Raw genomic sequence first — 19105 nt, forward strand, 5'->3', positions numbered from 1 at the left:
CGTTTCATGCCTCAACCGATATCGCTGCGTTTGGCTGCCGTACTGGGGCCGCGCCTGGGGACCTGTGTCTGCGTCGCGACGCTGCTTGCCTTGCTCGCCATGCCGGCACTGCATTTGTGGACGGCCGAGAGTAGTGCGTTGCACGTGAGTGCCTATTCGCTGACCCTGGTCGGCAAGATCCTGTGCTATGCCATCGTCGCACTGGCACTGGACCTGGTATGGGGCTACACCGGTCTGTTGAGCCTCGGACATGGGCTTTTCTTCGCGCTGGGTGGCTATGGCATGGGAATGTATTTGATGCGTTCGATCGGTCGCGACGGGAATTACCAGAGCGCCTTGCCGGATTTCATGGTGTTCCTGGACTGGAAAACCCTGCCCTGGTTCTGGCGGGGCAGCGAGCATTTCGCCTGGGCGCTGTTTCTGGCGGCGGCGGTACCGGGCCTGCTCGCGCTGGTTTTTGGCTGGCTGGCGTTCCGGTCGCGCATCAAGGGTGTCTATTTCTCCATCATGACGCAGGCACTGACCTACGCAGCCATGCTGTTGTTCTTCCGTAACGAGACCGGCTTTGGCGGTAATAACGGCTTTACCGATTTCAAACGTATTCTCGGCTACGGTATCGCGGCGCCGGGGACGCGCGCTGCCCTGTTCGCGCTGACCGTGTTGTTGCTGGGGGCGGCGCTGCTGGCGAGCCGCTGCTTGGTGAACAGCCGCTTCGGCCGCCTGCTGACCGCCATTCGCGATGCCGAGTCGAGACTGATGTTCTGCGGTTACGACCCGCTCTATTTCAAGCTGGCGATCTGGGTGTTCTCTGCCGTGCTGTGCGGGCTGGCCGGCGCCTTGTACGTGCCGCAGGCCGGCATCATCAATCCGGGCGAGATGGCACCGGCCAATTCGATCGAAATTGCGATCTGGGTCGCGGTGGGCGGGCGGGCTACCCTGATCGGTCCTGTGTTGGGCGCGGTGCTCGTCAACGCGGCCAAGAGCGGCTTCACCATGGCGTTCCCCGACTACTGGCTGTTTTTCCTCGGTTTCCTGTTCATCGCGGTAACGGTGTTGCTGCCCCGCGGCTTGATGGGGATTTTCAACGCAGGCAAGGGAGAGCGCTGATATGACGCGATCTGTCGCGATGCCGGCCGGTGGCCGGGAAGGGGAGGGGCTCGGGCGCCCGCTGCAGCCGGGGGTCGACACGAGCAACGGCCAGATCCTCTATCTTGACGATATCACCGTCAGCTTCGACGGTTTTCGCGCGCTGAACAAGCTGACGCTGACTATCGGCGTGGGCGAGCTGCGCTGTGTGATCGGCCCCAATGGCGCCGGCAAGACCACGATGATGGATGTGATCACCGGCAAGACGCGCCCCGATTCCGGCACCGCTTTTTTCGGACAGACCCTGGACCTGAGCCGCTACCGGGAAGCGGAAATCGCCCAGCTAGGCATCGGGCGCAAGTTTCAGAAACCGACGGTTTTTGAAGCGATGACGGTGGGCGAGAATCTGGAACTGGCGCTGGCCGGCGACAAATCGGTCTGGGCCAGCCTGAGAGCGCGACTCGACGGCGCCCAGCGCGACCGGATCGATGCGCTGCTGGTGTTGATCCGGCTGCAGGACGAACGGCGGCGGTTGGCCGGACGGCTGTCGCACGGGCAGAAGCAATGGCTGGAAATCGGCATGTTGCTGGCACAGGAGCCCAAGCTGCTGCTGCTGGACGAACCGGTGGCCGGAATGACCGATGCCGAGACCGACAAAACGGCCGAACTGCTGCTCAGCCTCAGGGGCAAGCATTCGCTGATGGTCGTCGAGCATGACATGGCGTTTATCGCGAGCATCGCCGAGCGGGTGACGGTGCTGGCGGAGGGGGCGGTGCTGGCCGAGGGCAGTCTGGCCCAGGTGCAGGCCGATGAACGGGTGGCCGAGGTGTATCTCGGGCGGTGACGCTCTTGCGTATCGGGATCGGAGGAAAGCCGTATGCTGCAGGTCGAACAACTCAATCAATACTACGGTGGCAGCCATATTCTGCGCGATGTCAGCTTCGACGCGCCTGTCGGCGCGGTGACGTGCATACTCGGGCGCAACGGGGTGGGCAAGTCCACCCTGCTCAAATGCTTGATGGGGCAGCTCGCGGCGAAGAGCGGAAGGATACGCTGGCAGGGCGAGGACATCACCCGCTATGCGCCCCACCGCCGCGCAGGGCGCGGCATCGCTTACGTGCCGCAGGGGCGCGAGATTTTTCCGCGTCTGACGGTGGAGGAAAATCTGCGCATGGGACTCGCCCGTTTCGGCGGGCGCCGCGGGCGCGAGCTCCCGCACGAGGTTTTCGCCATGTTTCCGGTCTTGCGCGAAATGCAGCAGCGTCGTGGCGGCGATCTGTCCGGCGGCCAGCAGCAGCAACTCGCTATTGCCCGGGCACTGGTCGGCCGGCCCTCGCTGCTGATTCTCGACGAGCCGACCGAGGGCATTCAGCCGTCCATCATCAAGCAGATCGGCGAGGTGATCAAACAGCTTGCGCAGCGAGGCGATATGGCGATTCTGCTGGTGGAACAGTATTATGATTTTGCCGAAGAACTGGCCGACAACTACTTGGTCATGGCGCGCGGCGAGATGGTCAAGGCCGGTTCCGGCGCCGCGATGTCCGCCGACGGCGTGCGCGAGTTGCTGGCGATTTGAGGCCTGCGCCGAATGAGTGCCTTGGTACGGATTTTGCTGCACGTCATGCACCGATCCCGACAGGTGACCCCCAAGCCCGGTCCGCAACGATGAAGCCAGACGACGCTCCTCCACACCTGCTCAAGCTGGGCTGGCACGCCAGCCTGGAACTCGGCTACGCCGTGCGCGGCGGCCGCACCGTTCCGGTGCAGCGGCGGCACCATGGCCCGCTTCGGGTGCAAAAGCATTTTATCGACCCGGCCGGCGCCTGCCAGCATATCGTCGTTCACCCGCCGGGCGGCATCGCCGGTGGCGACCGCTTGCGCGTCGATGTCGCGCTGGCGGGGGGCGCGGATGTCCTGATCACCAGTCCCGGTGCGGCCAAATGGTACGATGGCTTCGGCCATTCCGCCGGGCAGATCCTGAATTTCGAACTGGAGGCCGGCTCGCGGCTCGCATGGCTGCCGCAGGAAACCATACTCTATGCCGGAGCCGATGTGAGACTGGAAATGCGTGCGCGCCTGCACGGCGATGCCGGCCTGCTGTTCGGCGATGTCGTCTGCCTCGGCCGGCCCGCCTGTGCCGAGACCTTCATGCGCGGTGCGTGGCGCCAACTTTCGGAAATCGAACGCGACGACAGACTGATCTGGTGCGAGCACACCGTGCTGACCGCCGGCACCCCCTTGCTGACATCGCCGGTCGGGCTGGCCGGGCGTTCTACCGTCGGCCTGCTGCTGTGGGCGGGTCCGCCGCTGCCGCCGGAAATGCATCGCTCGGTGCTGGCGCTGGAGACGGGCGGGCAGGCCGCGGCCAGCCAGCTGCCCGATGTCTGGGTTGCCCGTTTTGCCGGCGATTCCGCCGAGGAGGCGCAGCGCTGGCTGCGGTGCGCTCGTGCCTTGATCCATCCCTTTACCCATGGCCGCCCCGCGCATGATCCGCGCATATGGGCGACCTGAACCGACACAAGGCGAATCTCATGGAACTGACTCCCCGCGAGAAGGACAAGATGCTGATTTTCACCGCCGGCCTGGTGGCCGAGCGGCGTCGCGCACGCGGCTTGAAACTGAACTATCCGGAAGCGGTGGCTTTCATCAGCGCCGCGATTCTCGAAGGCGCGCGCGACGGCAACAGCGTGGCCGAACTCATGCACTACGGTACCACCCTGCTCACGCGCGACGAGGTCATGGACGGTGTGGCGGAGATGATCAGCGAGATTCAGGTCGAGGCGACTTTCCCGGACGGCACCAAGCTGGTGACCGTCCATCAGCCCATCGTATGAGGAGCGGCGAATGATTCCAGGCGAAGTGCGCGCCGTCAGCGGCGAGATCGAACTCAATCCCGGGCGGGCGACGCTTGCCCTGGTCGTGGCTAACAGCGGGGACCGGCCGATCCAGGTCGGCTCGCACTACCATTTTGCCGAAACCAATGCGGCTCTGGTGTTCGATCGCGTGGCGGCGCGCGGCTTCCGGCTCAACATTGCCGCCGGTACCGCCGTGCGCTTCGAACCCGGCCAGACTCGAACCGTCGAGTTGGTGGCCCTGGCCGGTGAGCGCAAGGTGTATGGATTCCAGGGGCAAGTGATGGGGGCGTTATGAAAATAAGCAGGCAGGCATACGCGGAAATGTTCGGCCCCACCGTCGGCGATCAGGTCCGGCTGGCCGATACCGAGCTATGGGCCACGGTCGAGCGTGACCTGACGGTTTACGGCGAAGAAGTGAAATTCGGCGGCGGCAAGGTCATCCGCGACGGCATGGGACAGGGGCAGGGGCTGGCGGCCGACGTGGCCGATACGGTGATCACCAATGCCCTTATTCTCGATCACTGGGGCATCGTCAAAGCCGATATCGCGCTCAAGGACGGACGTATCCAGGGCATAGGCAAGGCCGGCAACCCCGATATCCAGCCCGGCGTGGACATTGTCATCGGCGCCGCCACCGAAATCATCGCCGGCGAGGGCATGATCGTCACCGCGGGCGGCATCGACACCCATATCCATTTCATTTGTCCGCAGCAGATCGAAGAAGCGCTGATGTCGGGCATCACCACCATGATAGGCGGCGGTACCGGCCCCGCTACCGGGACCAATGCCACGACATGCACGCCGGGGCCGTGGCATCTTGCGCAGATGTTGAAATCGGCCGAAGCGTTTGCGATGAATCTCGGCTTTACCGGCAAAGGCAACGCGAGCTTGCCCGAGCCCTTGCGCGAGCAGGTGCGTGCGGGTGCGATCGGACTGAAACTGCATGAAGATTGGGGTACCACGCCGGCGGCAATCGACAACTGTCTGTCCGTTGCCGACGAAATGGATGTCCAGGTCGCGATACACACCGACACCCTGAACGAATCCGGTTTTGTCGAAACCACGCTGGCGGCGTTCAAGGGACGCACCATCCATACCTACCATACCGAGGGTGCCGGGGGGGGGCATGCGCCCGACATCATCAAGGCCTGCGGCTACCCCAATGTGTTGCCCAGCTCGACCAATCCCACGCGGCCGTTCACCGTCAACACCATCGACGAGCATCTCGACATGCTGATGGTGTGCCATCACCTCGACCCGGCCATCGCCGAGGACGTCGCCTTTGCCGAAAGCCGGATTCGCCGCGAGACCATCGCCGCCGAGGACATCCTGCACGATCTTGGCGCCTTCGCCATGATTTCCTCCGACAGCCAGGCGATGGGGCGGGTTGGCGAGACCATCCTGCGCTGCTGGCAGACCGCCGACAAGATGAAGCGCCAGCGCGGCCCGCTCGAGGGCGACACGACGGGCAACGATAATGCGCGCATCAAGCGCTACCTCGCCAAGTACACGATCAATCCGGCCATCACCCACGGCATCGCGCACGAAGTCGGGAGCATCGAAGTGGGCAAGTTGGCCGACCTGGTTCTGTGGCGGCCGGCCTTCTTCGGGGTCAAGCCCAGCCTGATCCTCAAGGGCGGCCTGATTGCCGCCGCCGCGATGGGCGACGCCAATGCCAGCATTCCGACGCCGCAGCCCGTGCATTACCGGCCGATGTTCGGCAGCTACGGCGCCGCCGTCGCCGCCGGCAGTGTCACCTTCGTGTCGCAGGCAGCACTGGACGCCGATCTCGGCACGACGCTGGGGCTGAAGAAGCGGCTGGTTGCGGTCAAGGGCTGCCGCGGGGTGCAAAAGACCGATCTGATCCACAATAGTGCGCTGCCGCGCATCGAGGTCGATGCGCAGAACTATCAGGTGCGCGCCGATGGCGTCTTGCTGTGGTGCGAGCCGGCCGATGTGTTGCCGATGGCGCAGCGCTATTTTCTGTTTTGAACGAGGAGAGTCGCATGCTGGTCATTACACGGCGCGCCGACGATGCGACGCGCTGGGACGCCGAGTTGGTGATGAGTTTCGAGCTGCGCAGCAAAAGCCGCTTGCGGACATCGACGACCGGCGGCGAAGACGTCGGCCTGTTTCTCGAGGCGGGCCGGCCATTGCGCCATGGCGAGGTGCTACAGGCCGAAGACGGTCGCCGGGTGCGCGTGACGGCGGCTCCGGAGGCGCTGTTGCAGGTCCGTTGCGGTTCGGAGGTCGAGCTGTGCCGTGCGGCTTATCACCTTGGCAACCGGCATGTGCATCTGGAGGTCGGCGACGGTTGGCTGCGCTTGCTCGACGATGAGGTGCTTGCGCAGATGCTGCGCCAGATGGGGGCCGAGGTCGAACGCCTTGCCTCTCCGTTCCAGCCCGAACACGGTGCCTATGGTGGCGGGCACCATCATTCGCATGGCAAGGATGCGGCTTTCCAGTACGCGCCGCGCCTGCACCAGTTCGCGAACGGCGGATGATGCCCTCGCTCGCGGTAGTGCAACTTCTGCGTCTGTCCAGCCCGGGCTTGCCGATTGGCGGGTTCAGCTATTCGCAGGGCATGGAGAGCGCGCTTGAACTCGGTCTGGTGCACGATGCCGGTAGCGCGCGAGACTGGCTGCTTCAGGTATTGCACGGCCCGCTCAGCCGTTTCGACGCCGCCTTGCTGGCTCGCGCCTGGCGCGCGCGTGCGGCTGGCGATGACGCGGCTCTGCTTGCCATCAACCGGCGCGTGCTGGCCAGCCGGGATAGCCGCGAACAACGCCAGGAAAACGAGCAGATGGGGTACTCGCTGCGGCGCCTGTTCGTCGAACTGCCGGAGGGGAGGGCGCGGCCGTGGCCAGAGTCCTTGCAAACCGTGCCGCTCGCGCTGCTCGTCGCCTGGGCGCTGGCGGCGTATTCGCTCCAGCTCGATGCCGACGCCGCGGTTGAAGGTTTTCTGTGGAGCTGGCTCGAGAATCAGGTGATGGTGCTGCTCAAGGCCATGCCGATGGGGCAGACCGACGGGCAGCGGCTGCTGTCGGCGCTGTTGCCCGACATCGTCGGCGCGGCGCGGACGGCGCTCGAACTGCCCGACGATGAACTCAGTAATTTCGCGCCCGGGCTGGCCTGGGTGGCGATGAAGCATGAAACCCAATACAGCCGCTTGTTCCGCTCCTGACGCGGATGCGGCACCCGGCAACAGGAGAATTCCATGCAAAAAGCGCCTTTGCGCGTCGGTATCGGCGGGCCGGTCGGCTCAGGCAAGACCCATCTGACCTGGGCCTTGTGCACCGCCCTGCGCGAACGCTACAACATAGCGGTAGTGACCAACGATATTTATACCCAGGAAGATGCACAGTTCCTGGTTCGCAACCAGGCCCTGGCGCCGGACCGTATCATCGGCGTCGAAACCGGCGGCTGCCCGCATACTGCGATCCGCGAGGATGCCTCGATCAATCTCGAGGCGGTGGCCCGTCTCAATGCGGCTCACCCCGGGCTCGACGTGATTTTCATCGAAAGCGGCGGCGACAATCTGGCGGCGACGTTCAGCCCCGAACTATCGGATCTGACCGTGTATGTGATCGACGTCTCGGCCGGGGACAAAATCCCGCGCAAGGGCGGGCCCGGCATCTGCAAGTCCGATCTGCTGGTGATCAACAAAATAGACCTCGCCCCCATGGTCGGTGCCTCGCTCGAGGTGATGGCGCGCGATGCGAAGACGATGCGCGGCGAGCGCCCTTTCGTATTTTCCAACCTCAAGGTCGGACAGGGCCTGAGCGACATCATCGGTTTCATCGAGGAGCGGGGAATGCTGACCTTGTAAGCGCCGGTCGGCTCTTCTTCAAATCGTTCATCGCCTGGCTCAGACCCTCCGGCGTCAGCGCATACATGCGTCCCTGCAGCAAGTCGCGCAACAGTCGGGTCGATGCGACCGGCTCCCAATAGGCGGGCGCGACCGGGTTGAGCCAAGCGGCATGGCGGAAATGCGCGAGCAGGCGGCCGAGCCAGACGGCACCGGCTTCGGCGTTGCTGTGCTCGACGCTCCCGCCCGGATGCGTAATCTCGTAAGGACTCATGGTGGCATCGCCGACGATGATCAACTTGTAGTCGGCGCCGTAGGTATTGATCAGTTCCTGGGTCGCCGTGCGTGTCGCATCGCGGCGCGGCTTGCCGTTCCAGAGCGTTTCGTAGATGCAGTTGTGGAAATAGAAATGCCGCAGGTGCTTGAATTCGCTCTTCGCGGCGGCGAACAGGTCTTCGCAGGTCTGGACATGGCTGTCCATCGAGCCGCCGGCATCGAGCAAAAGCAGCACCTTGACCGTATTGCGCGATTCCGGCATCCAGCGCAGGTCGAGCAGGCCGGCGTTCTTTGCCGTGCCGGCGATGGTCGCGTCCAGATCGAGAACGTCGGGCGCGCCGCTGCGGGCGAACTGGCGCAGCCGGCGCAGCGCCATCTTGGTATTCCGGCTGCCGAGTTCGACACTGTCGTCGGCATTGTGGAACTCGCGTTTTTCCCATACTTTGACCGCGCCATGCTTGCGGCTGTGCGCTTGCCCGATGCGCACGCCTTCCTTGTGTTCGCCCCAGGCGCCGAATGGACTCGATCCTGCGGTTCCTATCCAGATTTTTCCGCCCTCATGCCGTTCCTTTTGCTGCGCGAGCCGCTGGCGCAAGGTCTCCATCAATGCATCCCAGCCCTGCGCATCCAGCTGCTTCCGCTCTTCCGGAGTCAGCTGCTTCTCCGCCTGGCGGTGCAGCCAGGCCGCGGGGAGTTCCCGCTCGAGATCGTCGGCCGGCGGCAAGGCGCCGCAGAAGAAGGCGGCAAAGACTTGATCGAAGCGATCGAAGTATTTTTCATCCTTGACCAGGCACAGGCGTGCGAGGGCGTAGAAGTCGTCGACGTGGCCGAAAGCCAGACCGCGCTCCAGTGCGGCGGCCAGGGTCAGCAGCTCCTGTGGCGTGACGGGAAGGTGCGCGGCGCGCAAAGCCATGAAAAAATCAATCAGCATGGTAGGTTTGCGGGTGACAACAGCGGTGGGCGATGATAGATTGGAGCCTGAACTCCAAACGATCGTTTGAGTTTGTTGCTGTCTGCTTGAGGATAGCCTATGTCAAAGCCCATCGAGCCGCAACCGTCGTTCGAGGATATGGGGAGCATGCTGACCGGTCTGCGCGCGAGCCATGCGGCCGAGCCTTACCCGACGGCGGCATGCCGTCGCCGTCGCTTGCAGGCCGTCGCCGCCATGCTGCAGGTCAACGCCGATGCGATCGCCGCGGCCATCGATGCCGATTTCGGCCAGCGCAGCCGCAGCGAGACTCGACTGGCCGAATTGTTTCCCGCCCGCGAAGGTCTTCGCCACGCCGGCCGGCACCTCGCGCGCTGGATGCGCGCGCAGCGCCGTGCGACCGGTTTCTGGTTTTTGCCGGCGAAAAGCCGCGTCTTCGCGCAGCCACTCGGCGTGATCGGCATCGTCGTCCCGTGGAATTACCCGCTCTTGCTGGCGATCGGTCCGCTGACCGCAGCCCTTGCCGCCGGTAACCGGGCCATGCTCAAGATGTCGGAGCACACCCCGCGTTTCGGAGCGCTGCTCTGCGATCTGCTCGAATCGGCTCTCGGGCCCGATGTCGTGCGCGTAGTCAACGGCGGGCCCGAGGTGGGGGCCGCGTTCTGCCGCCTGCCTTTCGATCATGTGCTGTTTACCGGGTCGACTGCCGTCGGCCGCCATGTGATGCGTGCGGCAGCCGACAATCTGACGGCGTTGACGCTGGAGCTTGGCGGCAAATCGCCGGCCATCGTCGCCGACGACGCCGACCTGGAACGTGTCGCCGCCGCGCTGGTGAGCGGCAAGATGCTCAATGCCGGGCAAACCTGCATCGCTCCGGATTATGTGCTGATCAGCGAGAATCAACGCGAGGCATTGCTCGCCCGGCTGGTCGGGCAGGCGAACGCCGCGTATCCGACGCTCGCCCATAATCCGGATTACAGCGCCATCTGTCATGCCGGGCATTACCGGCGGCTGGTCGACTGGCGCGAAGAAGCGCGTGCCGCGGGCGCACGCGTGATCGAGACCGGCCCAGGAGACGAGGATCTCGCGGCGGTGCGCAAGATGCCGCTGACATTGATTCTGGACTGTCCTGCCACATGCCGGGTGATGCAGGAGGAAATCTTCGGCCCCATTCTGCCGCTGATCGCTTACCGGCATTTCGACGAGGCGCTGGCTTACATCAACGCCAGGCCGCGTCCGCTGGCCTTGTATCTTTTCAGCGATGACGCGCGCCGCATCGATCGCACTGTGCGCGAGACCGTCAGCGGCGGTCTCTGCATCAACGAGACGCTGCTGCATATCGCGCAGGATGATCTGCCCTTCGGCGGGGTCGGTCATTCCGGCTTCGGACAGTACCACGGACGCGAGGGATTCCTGCGCCTGTCGCAGCCCAAACCCGTGTTCGTGCAGAGCCGTTTCAGCCGTGTAGCATGGTTGCGGCCGCCTTACGGTCGCCGCGCGGCCTTGCTGCTGCGCTGGATGCTGGGAGAATGAACCGATGCTGTCTCGCAGACAATTTCTTTCTGTCGCCGGAACCGGGGCGGGAGTCCTGATCGCAGGAGGCTGGGCGCTGCATCGCGCATGGCCGGACAGTACGCCGCGAGGCGGGCGGCGCTTCCTTGGCGATGCGGATGCGGTGCTGATCGCGGCGCTGGCTCCGGTGGTCATCGGCTTCGCGGGCGTGGACCGTGCGGCAGTGCTGCGAGGTTTCGACCTTGCCGCCGCGGGCTTGCCGCCGGGGCCGCAGCGGCAACTGCGGCGCCTGCTCGACGTGCTTGGCAGCCGCTGGGGACGGCATGGACTGGCCGGCGTGACCCTGCCGTGGGGCGAGGCCGCCGCCAGCGAGATCGAGGCTTTTCTGCAGCGCTGGCGGCTCGGTCGCCTGCAGCTGTTGCGCGGTGCCTATCAGGCTTTGCATGCCCTGATCTGCGCGGCCTGGTACGGGAACCCCGCCAGTTGGGAGGCGCTCGACTATCGGCAGCCTCCGGTGATGGAGTGGCTGCCATGAGCGTGCACCCCCATCTGCCCGATCCGCTGGCAGAGGGGCTGGCGGGCGGGTGGCGTGTCATCGATGCCTCTGCGCTGGGCGGCGACCTGGAGCTGAATGCCGATGTGGCCATCGTCGGCACGGGGGCCGGGGGCGGGATCAGCGCCGAAATACTGACCCGCGCCGGCCTGGCGGTGGTGCTGCTGGAGGAAGGGGCGTTTCGCACCTCGCGCGACTTCCGCCTGCTGGAAGCGCAGGCCTATCCCGATCTGTATCAGGAATCGGCGGCGCGCAAGACGGCGGACCAGGGCATCACCATCCTGCAGGGGCGAACCGTCGGCGGGAGCACCACGGTCAACTGGACCAGCTGCTTTCGAACACCGGCATCGACGCTGGCCTGGTGGCGCGAGCAATTCGGGTTGTCCGACTTCGACGAGGCGTCGATGGCGACCTGGTTCGAACGTGCCGAAGCCCGGGTCGGCGTGGCGGACTGGGCGGCGCCGCCCAATGCCAATAACGCGGTGCTGGAGCGCGGCTGCCGCGCACTCGGCTGGCCGAGCGCGCCTATCCGGCGTAATGTGCGCGCGTGCTGGAACCTCGGCTATTGCGGCATGGGATGCGCGACCAATGCCAAGCAATCCATGCTGGTGACCACCCTCCCAGCCGCGCTCGAAGCGGGAGCACGGCTGCTGACGCGGGTCAGGGTCGAGCGTTTGAGCTTCAACGCGACGCATGACCGGGTCGAAGCGGTGGAGGGGGTGGCGCTCGGCTCCGACGGCTTGCGCCCCAGCGGATACCGGGTCAGAGTCCGTGCCGCTCATGTCGTTCTGGCCGCCGGAGCCATCGGTACGCCGGCCGTTCTGTTGCGCAGTGCGGCTCCCGATCCTTACCAGCGCCTGGGGCGCCGTACTTTCCTGCATCCGGTCGCCTTGTCCGGCGCTTTGTTCGACAACAGAATCGAAGCCTATAACGGCGCGCCGCAGTCGGTGTATTGCGAGCATTTCATGCCTGCCGCCCCGCTGGATGGCGCCCTCGGCTTCAAACTGGAGGTGCCGCCTGTGCATCCGGTGATTCTGTCTAGCGTGCTCAGTGGCTTCGGGGTCGGGCACCGGCGGCTGATGCGGGCCATGCCCCACCTCAATGTCATGCTGGCGCTGCTGCGCGACGGGTTTCACCCCGACAGCGAGGGGGGGCGCGTGCATCTGGACAGTGACGGCGCGGCCAAGCTCGACTATCCGGTGACCGATGTCGTGTGGGAGGCGGTACGCCGCAGCTGGCTGGCGATGGCCGAGGTGCAATTCGCTGCCGGCGCGCGCGCGGTGCTGACCGTGCACGAGTCGGCGCGCCTCGTGCACAGTTGGGCCGAGGCGCGGAGACTGATCGGGGAACTGCCTCTCGAAGCGGGTTTGGCCCGCCTGGTGAGCGCCCATGTCATGGGCGGCGCGGCGATGAGTCGCGCAGATAGCGGCGGCGTGGTCGACAGCCTGGGCCGGCACTGGCAGCTCGACAATCTTTCCGTGATCGACGGGTCGGTGTTTCCGACCAGCATCGGGGCGAACCCGCAGCTGTCCGTCTACGCTTTTTCCATGCGTGCCGCCGACTCGCTGGCACGGCGTTTGACCTACGGACAGTCGGATCGAGAGAATTGACTTCCAATTTGCATAAGGGCGTACACTCAAAGCTCGGGATTCTGCTGACAACGCGATGACATCGATGAGAGCGCTGCTTTCGGTTCTGTTGCTGGGGGGGGCGACCCTGGCGCAGGCGGAGACACTGGAACAAGCCTGGCAACAGGCGCTGGACGTCAGCCGTAGCATCAAGGCCGCCGCTTTTGATGCCGATGCGGCTCAGTCAGGGCTGGAGGCGGCGCAGTCGGCGCAGGGGCCCAGCCTGAGCCTGGAAGCCGACTGGCGGCGTTTCGACCACGCGTATCAGGCCGAACTGGACGTGACGCCGCTGACCGGCCCGCTGGCATCGGCGCTCGGGACCTCCCTGCCCGGAACGATGACGGCTCCGTTGACCGATACCAAACAGCTGTCCGGCGAAGCACGCGTGAGCCTGCCCGTGTATACCAGCGGTCGGCTGGAGCACAAAATCGATGCCGCACGCGCGACCATCGACGTCGCCGCGCAGGATCTGCGGCGTACCCGGCTTGATGTCAAATACGATGTTGCCGTCGCTTATCTCGATGTGTTGCGCGCCCGGCGCGCGCAGGACGTCGCCCGCACCTATCTGTCCAGCCTGACGTCCTATCGTCGCGATGTAGACCAGTTTTATGCGCGCGGCCTGGTGGCGCGGGTGGATGCGCTGGGGGCGCAGGTCGCTCAAGCCGATGCGAGTCAGCGACTGATTGCCGCCAGCGATAGCGAACGCATCGCGGCAGCCGCCTACAATCGACTGCTCGGACGCCCGTTAGCGGCGCCCGTCACCCTTTCCGATCTGTCCTATCCGCGCGAACGGCGCGATATCGCGACGCTCACGCAGACGGCGCTTGCGCGCCGCCCCGAACCTGCGCAACTCTCGGCGCGCAGCGACGCCCTGCGCGCCGAGGCGAAGAGCGTGCGGGCGCAGGCCGGTCCCCAGGTCGGCATCTACGCGGCGTATGACTATCTCGACAATCCCTATCTGGTGAACAAGGGCACCGGATCGATCGGCATCGGCGTGCGCTGGGCCGTTTTCGACAGCGGCTTGAGCCGATCCAGCGCCGGCAGCGTCGAGAGCCGCGCGCTGGCCGTCGACGAACGGCGCGAAGAGACGCTGGATCTGATCCGCCTTGAGGTGGAGCGCGCGGCCCGGCTCGAACATGATGCCGCCACACGTATGGATGTCGCCGCCGCGGCGCTGGCGGCAGCGGACGAATACCTGAAGATACAGCGCGATCGCTATGCCAACGGGCTGGCCAATCAGACCGAGGTGCTGGCGGGCGAGGCGCGTCGAAGCGAAGCGCGCCGCAATGATTTCAATGCCCGTTACGACCATGCTTTAGCCATACTGCGCATTCGGCGCGCAACCGGGGAGATGTGATGCGAGCGATCCGTCTGTTGGGAGTGGTGCCCCTGATTCTGGTGGCGGGTATCGGCTACGGGATCTGGCGTTCGCATCAGCATGGCGTGCCGGATGGGCTGATTCAGGTCAATGGCCGGATCGAAGGGGATCATACCTTTGTCGCCAGCAAGTATCCGGGGCGCTTGATGGAACTGGTGCCACACGAAGGCGACAGCGTTCGCGCCGGCACCGTGGTGGCCAGGCTGTCGTCGGATGAACTGGTCTCGCGCCAGGCCGGCGTGCGTGCCGCACTCGATGCTGCGCGCGCGCGCAGCCAAAGGGCACGGGCCGTCTGGGTGCAGGCCGCGAGGGACGCCGACCGTTACCAGGCGCTGCTCGCCCGCGGCTCGGTAGACCGGGTTCATGCCGAGCAGATGCGTCTGGCCGCGGTCAGCGCCGAGAGCCAGTTTCGCGAAGCCGAGGCGCAAATCCGGCAGGCGGCGGCCGGTAGCGACGAAGTCGGCAGTCAGCTCAAGGAAATGACTTTGCTGGCGCCTGCCGCCGGGATGGTGACCACCCGCCTGCACGAACCCGGCGATGTGCTGGCGGCGGGAGGGGCCGTGCTGGATATCGTCGACCTCAACCGTCTTTATCTCAAGGTTTACGTGCCGGAAGACCAGATTGGAAAAGTCCGGCTCGGCTTGCCGGCCCGAATCTATACCGATGCCTGGCCCGGGCTGGCTTTTGCCGCGCGCGTGAGCACCATCGCCGGCCGTGCCGAGTTTACGCCGAAGGAAGTCCAGACTCCGGACGAGCGGGTCAAACTGGTGTACGCGGTCAAACTCGCGGTGGCGGAAAACCCGGGCTGGCGCTTGACGCCGGGCGTGCCGGCCGATGCCGTGATCCGCTGGAACGACACCGTGGCGTGGCAGCGTCCGCGCTGGTGAGCACCATGGACGCCCCTCTGCTGACGGTTCGCGACTTCGGAAAGCGCTATGGGGGCTCGGACGCCGTGTGCGGTCTGTCGTTGGACATCGCGCGCGGCGAACTGTTCGGTCTGATCGGCCCGGATGGAGCGGGCAAGTCGAGTTTCATGAAGGCCGTCGCCGGCGTGTTGCGCTTCGATGCCGGCCGGGTGCAGGTGTTCGGCACCGATATCGCTTCGGACACGGGGGCCGAGTCGGTCAAGTCTCGCCTGGGTTTGATGCCGCAAGGGCTCGGGCAAAACCTCTATGGCAGCTTGTCGGTCGAGGAAAATATCGATTTTTTTGCACGTCTGCGCATGGTGCCGCGCGATCAGGCCGAGCGCCGCAAGCACGACTTGCTGGCGGTGACCCGGCTTGCCCCGTTTGCGCAGCGTCCGATGCGGCAGTTGTCCGGCGGCATGAAGCAAAAGCTTGGTCTGGCGTGCACGCTGATCCATGCCCCGGATCTGATCATACTCGATGAACCGACCACGGGCGTCGACCCGGTTTCCCGGCGCGACTTCTGGGGCATACTCGGGGATCTGATGGAGAGCGAGGGGCTGACCGCGCTGGTTTCGACGGCCTATCTGGATGAGGCCAGCCGCTTTACCCGTCTATGTCTGTTGCATCAGGGGCGGGCGCTGGCGACGGGGACGCCGGACGAGATCCTGGCGCGGGCGCCGGGAGCGGTGGTGCAATGCCGGGTCGTTCCGCAACTGGAGGCTCAGCAGCGGCTGGCGCCGCATTTTCCGCACTGCGAGGCGATGGGGCAGACGCTGCGACTGTTCGTGGAGGGGCTCGATCGCGAAGCGGCCGGTGCCGCCGTGCGGGAGTCTCTGAACGGTCTGGATATCGAGACCCTCGATACGATGGCGCCGGAACTCGAAGACGTGTTCCTGGCGCTGCTGGGCGGCGAGCGTGCGGCGACGCTTCCGCCCGGGCAGGCGAATACGCCGTCGGCGGACGAGCCGGATGCGATCCTCGCGCAGGGCCTGACGCGGACCTTCGGCGAGTTTGTGGCCGTTGCCGATGTCAGCTTCAAGGTCCGTCCGGGCGAGATATTCGGTTTGCTCGGCGCCAACGGCGCAGGCAAGACCACGGCAATCAAGATGCTGACCGGCATTCTGCCGCCCAGTGGCGGCAGCGGCAGCGTGGCTGGCGCAGATATGCGTCATGCCGGCGCGCTGATCAAATCGCGCATCGGCTATATGTCACAGGCCTTCTCGCTCTACCTCGACCTGACTGTCCGCGAGAATATCCGGCTTTACGCCGGACTCTATGGCCTGGGTCGACAGGACGGTGACGAACGCATGCGCTGGATCATCGGCATGGCGGGGCTGGCCGGCCACGAAGACGAACTGGCCGCGTCTCTGCCCATGGGGCTGCGGCAGCGGCTGGCCCTCGGTTGCGCGCTCGTGCACCGGCCGCGCGTACTGTTCCTGGACGAGCCGACGTCGGGGGTCGACCCGCTCGGACGACGCGTATTCTGGGACATCCTGTTCTCGCTGTCCCGCGTCGACGGGGTGGCGATGCTGGTGACGACGCACTTCATGTCCGAAGCGGAACACTGCGACCGCCTGGCCCTGATGTTTGCCGGACGCATCGTGGCCGATGCCTCGCCGCAGGAGTTGAAACGGCAGGTTGTCGCCGAGGCGGGCGAGCTCTATCAGGTGACGACGGCCGATGCACGCGGGCTGGGCAAGGCCTTGGCGGCATCCGGTTTCCCCGGCGCGTCACCTTGCGGCCGCGACCTGCGCCTGCTCAGCCGCGACGGAGCCGCCCTCGCGGCGGCCGTGTCCGCACACGAAGCCGGAGCCCGCGTGGAGACGCGGCCGATCGGGATGGAGGATGTTTTCGTGCACCTGGTTTCGCGTCTGGAAGCCGAGCACGGGGGGGCGGCATGAAGCTGCAACGGGTAAGCGCGATCGCCGCGAGGGAATGGCGTGAAATTGTGCGCGACCGGCTGTTTTTCGCACTGGCTTTTATTGTGCCGGCGTTATTGATGCTGTTGTTCGGTTACGGTTTGTCCCTGGACGTGGAGAATATTCCCTTTACCGTCGTCGACTACGACCGTAGCGCCCTGAGTCGCGACTATTCCTGGCAGTTCATCGGCTCGCGCTATTTCAAATTTCAGGGCTATAGCGACAGCGAATCCGAGGCCGGTCGCAAGCTGACATCCGGCCAGGTTCGCATGACGCTGGTGATCCCGGAGCGCTTCGGCCACGATCTGGAGGCGCCGGGGCGGGCGGCGGTGCAGACGGTGATTGACGGGACCTTCCCCAGCCGTGCCATGACCACGCGCGGCTATGTCGAGGCCATCAATGCCGACTTCAGCCGCGAGCGGCTCGCGCGGCTTCCCGTCCTGTCCGGCATGAAGGGGGTCGTCCTGCAATCGCGCTACTTGTACAACCAGAATGTGTCGAGCATTCGTTCGCTCGCTCCCAAGCTGATCATGGTGGTGCTGATGTTGTCGCCCCCGTTCTTGACGGCGCTGGGCATCGTGCGCGAAAAAGAGAATGGATCGATTTTCAATATCTACTCGTCCGACATCAGTCGGGGAGAGTTCCTGCTCGGCAAGCTCGCGCCTTATGTCGCCATTTCCACGTTCAACATCCTGACGCTGTGGTGTTTTGCCTGCCTGCTGTATCAGGTTCCGTTCAAGGGCGATTTTGCCTTCTTTCTCCTCGCGAGCTGGATCTATGTGCTATGCACCACGGGGATAGGGTTGCTGGTGTCGGTGCTGGTGTCGACTCAGGTGGCGGCGATGATTGTCACGCTGGTGGTGACCATGATTCCTTCCATCCTCTATTCGGGGCTGATCATTCCGATTGCTTCGCTCGGTAGCGGCGCCCGCGTGGTTGCGCACATCGTGCCGGCCATGTACTACGCCGATATCGTGGTCGGCTGCTTTCTCAAGGGTATAGGGCCGGGGGCCTTGTGGCGGCAGTTGCTGGTACTGACGGCTTACGCGCTGATCCTGTTTTCGCTCGGTTATGCCTTGTTCAGCAAGAGGCCACGAACATGATGTCCGGAGAGTGGGTACGGATCTGGCGCCGTTTCGCAGCGATGCTGGTCAAGGAGTTCAAACAACTGGGGCGCGACCGGGTGCTGCTGGCCTTCATTCTGTACGCGTTCACGCTCGATGTTTTTCTCGCCGCCTCCGGCGTTTCGCTTTCGCTGTCCAGTGCGGTGACCTGGGTGCAGGACTTCGATCACAGTGCGGCATCGCGCGAGCTGGTCGGCCGTTTTCAGGCTCCCTATTTCAAGGTCGCGCGCGACTTCGATGCCGACCGCGACGGCCAGGCGGCCCTGGATTCGGGTACGGCGATGATTCTGCTTTCGCTGCCGCAGGGCTTCGGCCGCGATTTGGCGCAAGGCCGTGGCGCCGAGCTTGCCATGCAGGTGGATACCACCAACTCGGTACTGGGTTTTCTCGCCGTCAGTCACGGCGAACAGATTGCCGCCCGTTTCGGCATCGAGTCGGAGCTTGCGCGGCGCGGCGCGTCTGCGCGCGATGAGGCGGCACTGCCTGGGGTCGATAACGCCATGCGCGTCTGGTTCAATCCGAACCAGAATGACAGCTGGTTCATGGGTATTTCCGAGATGTTGAATATCGCCACGGTGTTTTCGGTGTTGCTGCCGGCCGCGGCGTTGGTGCGGGAAAAAGAACGCGGGACGGTAGAACAGTTGATGGTGTCGCCGCTGTCGCCTTTCGGGATTCTGTTTCCCAAGGTGGTGGCGATGACGTGTGTCATTGTAGCCGGCATCGCGGTGACGCTGTTTCTGGTTCTGATTCCGTTGTTTTCCATCCCGGTCAAGGGCAGTCTGCTTCTGTTCTTCGCGGCATCGATGTTATATGTCTTCACGACCGCCGGGCTGGGGCTGTTTGCCGCGACGGTCTCGCAGAACCTGGCGCAGGCCGGCATGCTGTCCATCCTGATTTTGTCACCGATGCTGTTTTTGTCCGGGGCATGGACGCCGGCCGAGGCGATGCCGGATTGGCTGCGCTGGCTGATGTATGCCTCGCCGCTGCACTATTATCTCGATATCGCTTTCGGCATCCTGCTCAAGGGGCAGGGCGCGGCCGATCTGGCCCTGCCCCTGACCGAGATGGGAGGCATCGGCGTGCTGGTGCTGGCATTGGGGCTGTCGTTGTTCCGGCGCCAGTTCGCCTGA

The 19105-nt window shown here is 64.9% G+C and carries 19 protein-coding genes; 18 read left to right on the forward strand and 1 reads right to left on the reverse strand.

Going from position 1 to position 19105, the window contains the following annotated elements:
- The first annotated feature begins 6 nt into the window (after nucleotides 1-6).
- From urtC to ureG, 10 genes are all read left to right on the forward strand, one after another.
- Entirely contained in the window at nucleotides 7-1107 is a 1101-nt protein-coding gene (urtC, locus tag G520_RS0114670; protein ID WP_028536302.1) for an urea ABC transporter permease subunit UrtC, read from the forward strand.
- A 1-nt stretch (nucleotide 1108) separates the two neighbouring features.
- A complete protein-coding gene (gene urtD, locus G520_RS0114675; RefSeq protein ID WP_028536303.1) occupies nucleotides 1109-1930 on the forward strand; it encodes an urea ABC transporter ATP-binding protein UrtD in 822 nt (273 codons plus the stop codon).
- 33 nt (nucleotides 1931-1963) lie between these two features.
- A complete protein-coding gene (gene urtE, locus G520_RS0114680) occupies nucleotides 1964-2662 on the forward strand; it encodes an urea ABC transporter ATP-binding subunit UrtE (RefSeq protein WP_028536304.1) in 699 nt (232 codons plus the stop codon).
- Nucleotides 2663-2751: 89 nt separating this feature from the next.
- A complete protein-coding gene (locus G520_RS0114685; protein WP_051229428.1) occupies nucleotides 2752-3597 on the forward strand; it encodes an urease accessory protein UreD in 846 nt (281 codons plus the stop codon).
- Nucleotides 3598-3617: 20 nt separating this feature from the next.
- The gene (gene ureA / locus G520_RS0114690) at nucleotides 3618-3920 is read left to right on the forward strand and encodes an urease subunit gamma (protein ID WP_028536306.1); all 303 of its coding nucleotides are present in this window, start codon (nucleotides 3618-3620) and stop codon (nucleotides 3918-3920) included.
- Nucleotides 3921-3930: 10 nt separating this feature from the next.
- Complete coding sequence (locus tag G520_RS0114695) at nucleotides 3931-4236, forward strand: urease subunit beta (protein WP_028536307.1); 306 nt, start codon at nucleotides 3931-3933, stop codon at nucleotides 4234-4236.
- Nucleotides 4233-5933 (forward strand): urease subunit alpha, encoded by a 1701-nt coding sequence (ureC, locus tag G520_RS0114700; protein ID WP_028536308.1) that lies wholly within the window; start codon nucleotides 4233-4235, stop codon nucleotides 5931-5933. Before G520_RS0114695 ends, ureC begins: the two co-directional genes overlap by 4 nt.
- 14 nt (nucleotides 5934-5947) lie before the next feature.
- On the forward strand, nucleotides 5948-6445 hold the full coding sequence (gene ureE, locus G520_RS0114705; protein ID WP_028536309.1) for an urease accessory protein UreE: 498 nt from the start codon (nucleotides 5948-5950) through the stop codon (nucleotides 6443-6445).
- Nucleotides 6442-7125 carry an urease accessory protein UreF gene (locus G520_RS0114710; RefSeq protein ID WP_051229429.1) on the forward strand — a complete coding sequence of 228 codons (684 nt, stop codon included), beginning with the start codon at nucleotides 6442-6444 and terminating at the stop codon, nucleotides 7123-7125. Before ureE ends, G520_RS0114710 begins: the two co-directional genes overlap by 4 nt.
- A 33-nt stretch (nucleotides 7126-7158) precedes the next feature.
- On the forward strand, nucleotides 7159-7770 hold the full coding sequence (gene ureG / locus G520_RS0114715; RefSeq protein WP_028536311.1) for an urease accessory protein UreG: 612 nt from the start codon (nucleotides 7159-7161) through the stop codon (nucleotides 7768-7770).
- Here the strand turns inward: ureG and G520_RS22980 are convergent.
- Complete coding sequence (locus G520_RS22980) at nucleotides 7739-8956, reverse strand: vWA domain-containing protein (RefSeq protein ID WP_051229430.1); 1218 nt, start codon at nucleotides 8954-8956, stop codon at nucleotides 7739-7741. The genes ureG and G520_RS22980 overlap by 32 nt on opposite strands.
- A gap of 99 nt (nucleotides 8957-9055) precedes the next feature.
- Here G520_RS22980 and G520_RS0114725 point away from each other — a divergent pair, with 99 nt between their 5' ends.
- From G520_RS0114725 to G520_RS0114760, 8 genes are all read left to right on the forward strand, one after another.
- Nucleotides 9056-10486, forward strand: a complete 1431-nt coding sequence (locus G520_RS0114725; RefSeq protein WP_211222841.1) for a coniferyl aldehyde dehydrogenase — start codon at nucleotides 9056-9058, stop codon at nucleotides 10484-10486.
- A 4-nt stretch (nucleotides 10487-10490) separates the two neighbouring features.
- Entirely contained in the window at nucleotides 10491-11000 is a 510-nt protein-coding gene (locus G520_RS24075) for a hypothetical protein (protein WP_051229431.1), read from the forward strand.
- Entirely contained in the window at nucleotides 10997-12628 is a 1632-nt protein-coding gene (locus G520_RS0114735; RefSeq protein ID WP_028536313.1) for a GMC family oxidoreductase, read from the forward strand. Before G520_RS24075 ends, G520_RS0114735 begins: the two co-directional genes overlap by 4 nt.
- Before the next feature lie 64 nt (nucleotides 12629-12692).
- Nucleotides 12693-14003, forward strand: coding sequence for a TolC family protein (locus G520_RS0114740; RefSeq protein ID WP_051229432.1), 1311 nt, complete (start codon nucleotides 12693-12695; stop codon nucleotides 14001-14003).
- Entirely contained in the window at nucleotides 14003-14911 is a 909-nt protein-coding gene (locus G520_RS0114745) for an HlyD family secretion protein (protein WP_036666376.1), read from the forward strand. The genes G520_RS0114740 and G520_RS0114745 overlap by 1 nt, the downstream gene beginning before the upstream one ends.
- Nucleotides 14912-14916: 5 nt before the next feature.
- Nucleotides 14917-16833 carry an ATP-binding cassette domain-containing protein gene (locus G520_RS0114750; RefSeq protein ID WP_036666420.1) on the forward strand — a complete coding sequence of 639 codons (1917 nt, stop codon included), beginning with the start codon at nucleotides 14917-14919 and terminating at the stop codon, nucleotides 16831-16833.
- Nucleotides 16830-17954 (forward strand): ABC transporter permease, encoded by a 1125-nt coding sequence (locus G520_RS0114755; protein WP_028536317.1) that lies wholly within the window; start codon nucleotides 16830-16832, stop codon nucleotides 17952-17954. The genes G520_RS0114750 and G520_RS0114755 overlap by 4 nt, the downstream gene beginning before the upstream one ends.
- Nucleotides 17951-19105, forward strand: a complete 1155-nt coding sequence (locus tag G520_RS0114760; protein WP_028536318.1) for an ABC transporter permease — start codon at nucleotides 17951-17953, stop codon at nucleotides 19103-19105. Before G520_RS0114755 ends, G520_RS0114760 begins: the two co-directional genes overlap by 4 nt.

This window comes from Paludibacterium yongneupense DSM 18731 (assembly GCF_000422925.1).
Lineage (GTDB): Bacteria > Pseudomonadota > Gammaproteobacteria > Burkholderiales > Chromobacteriaceae > Paludibacterium > Paludibacterium yongneupense.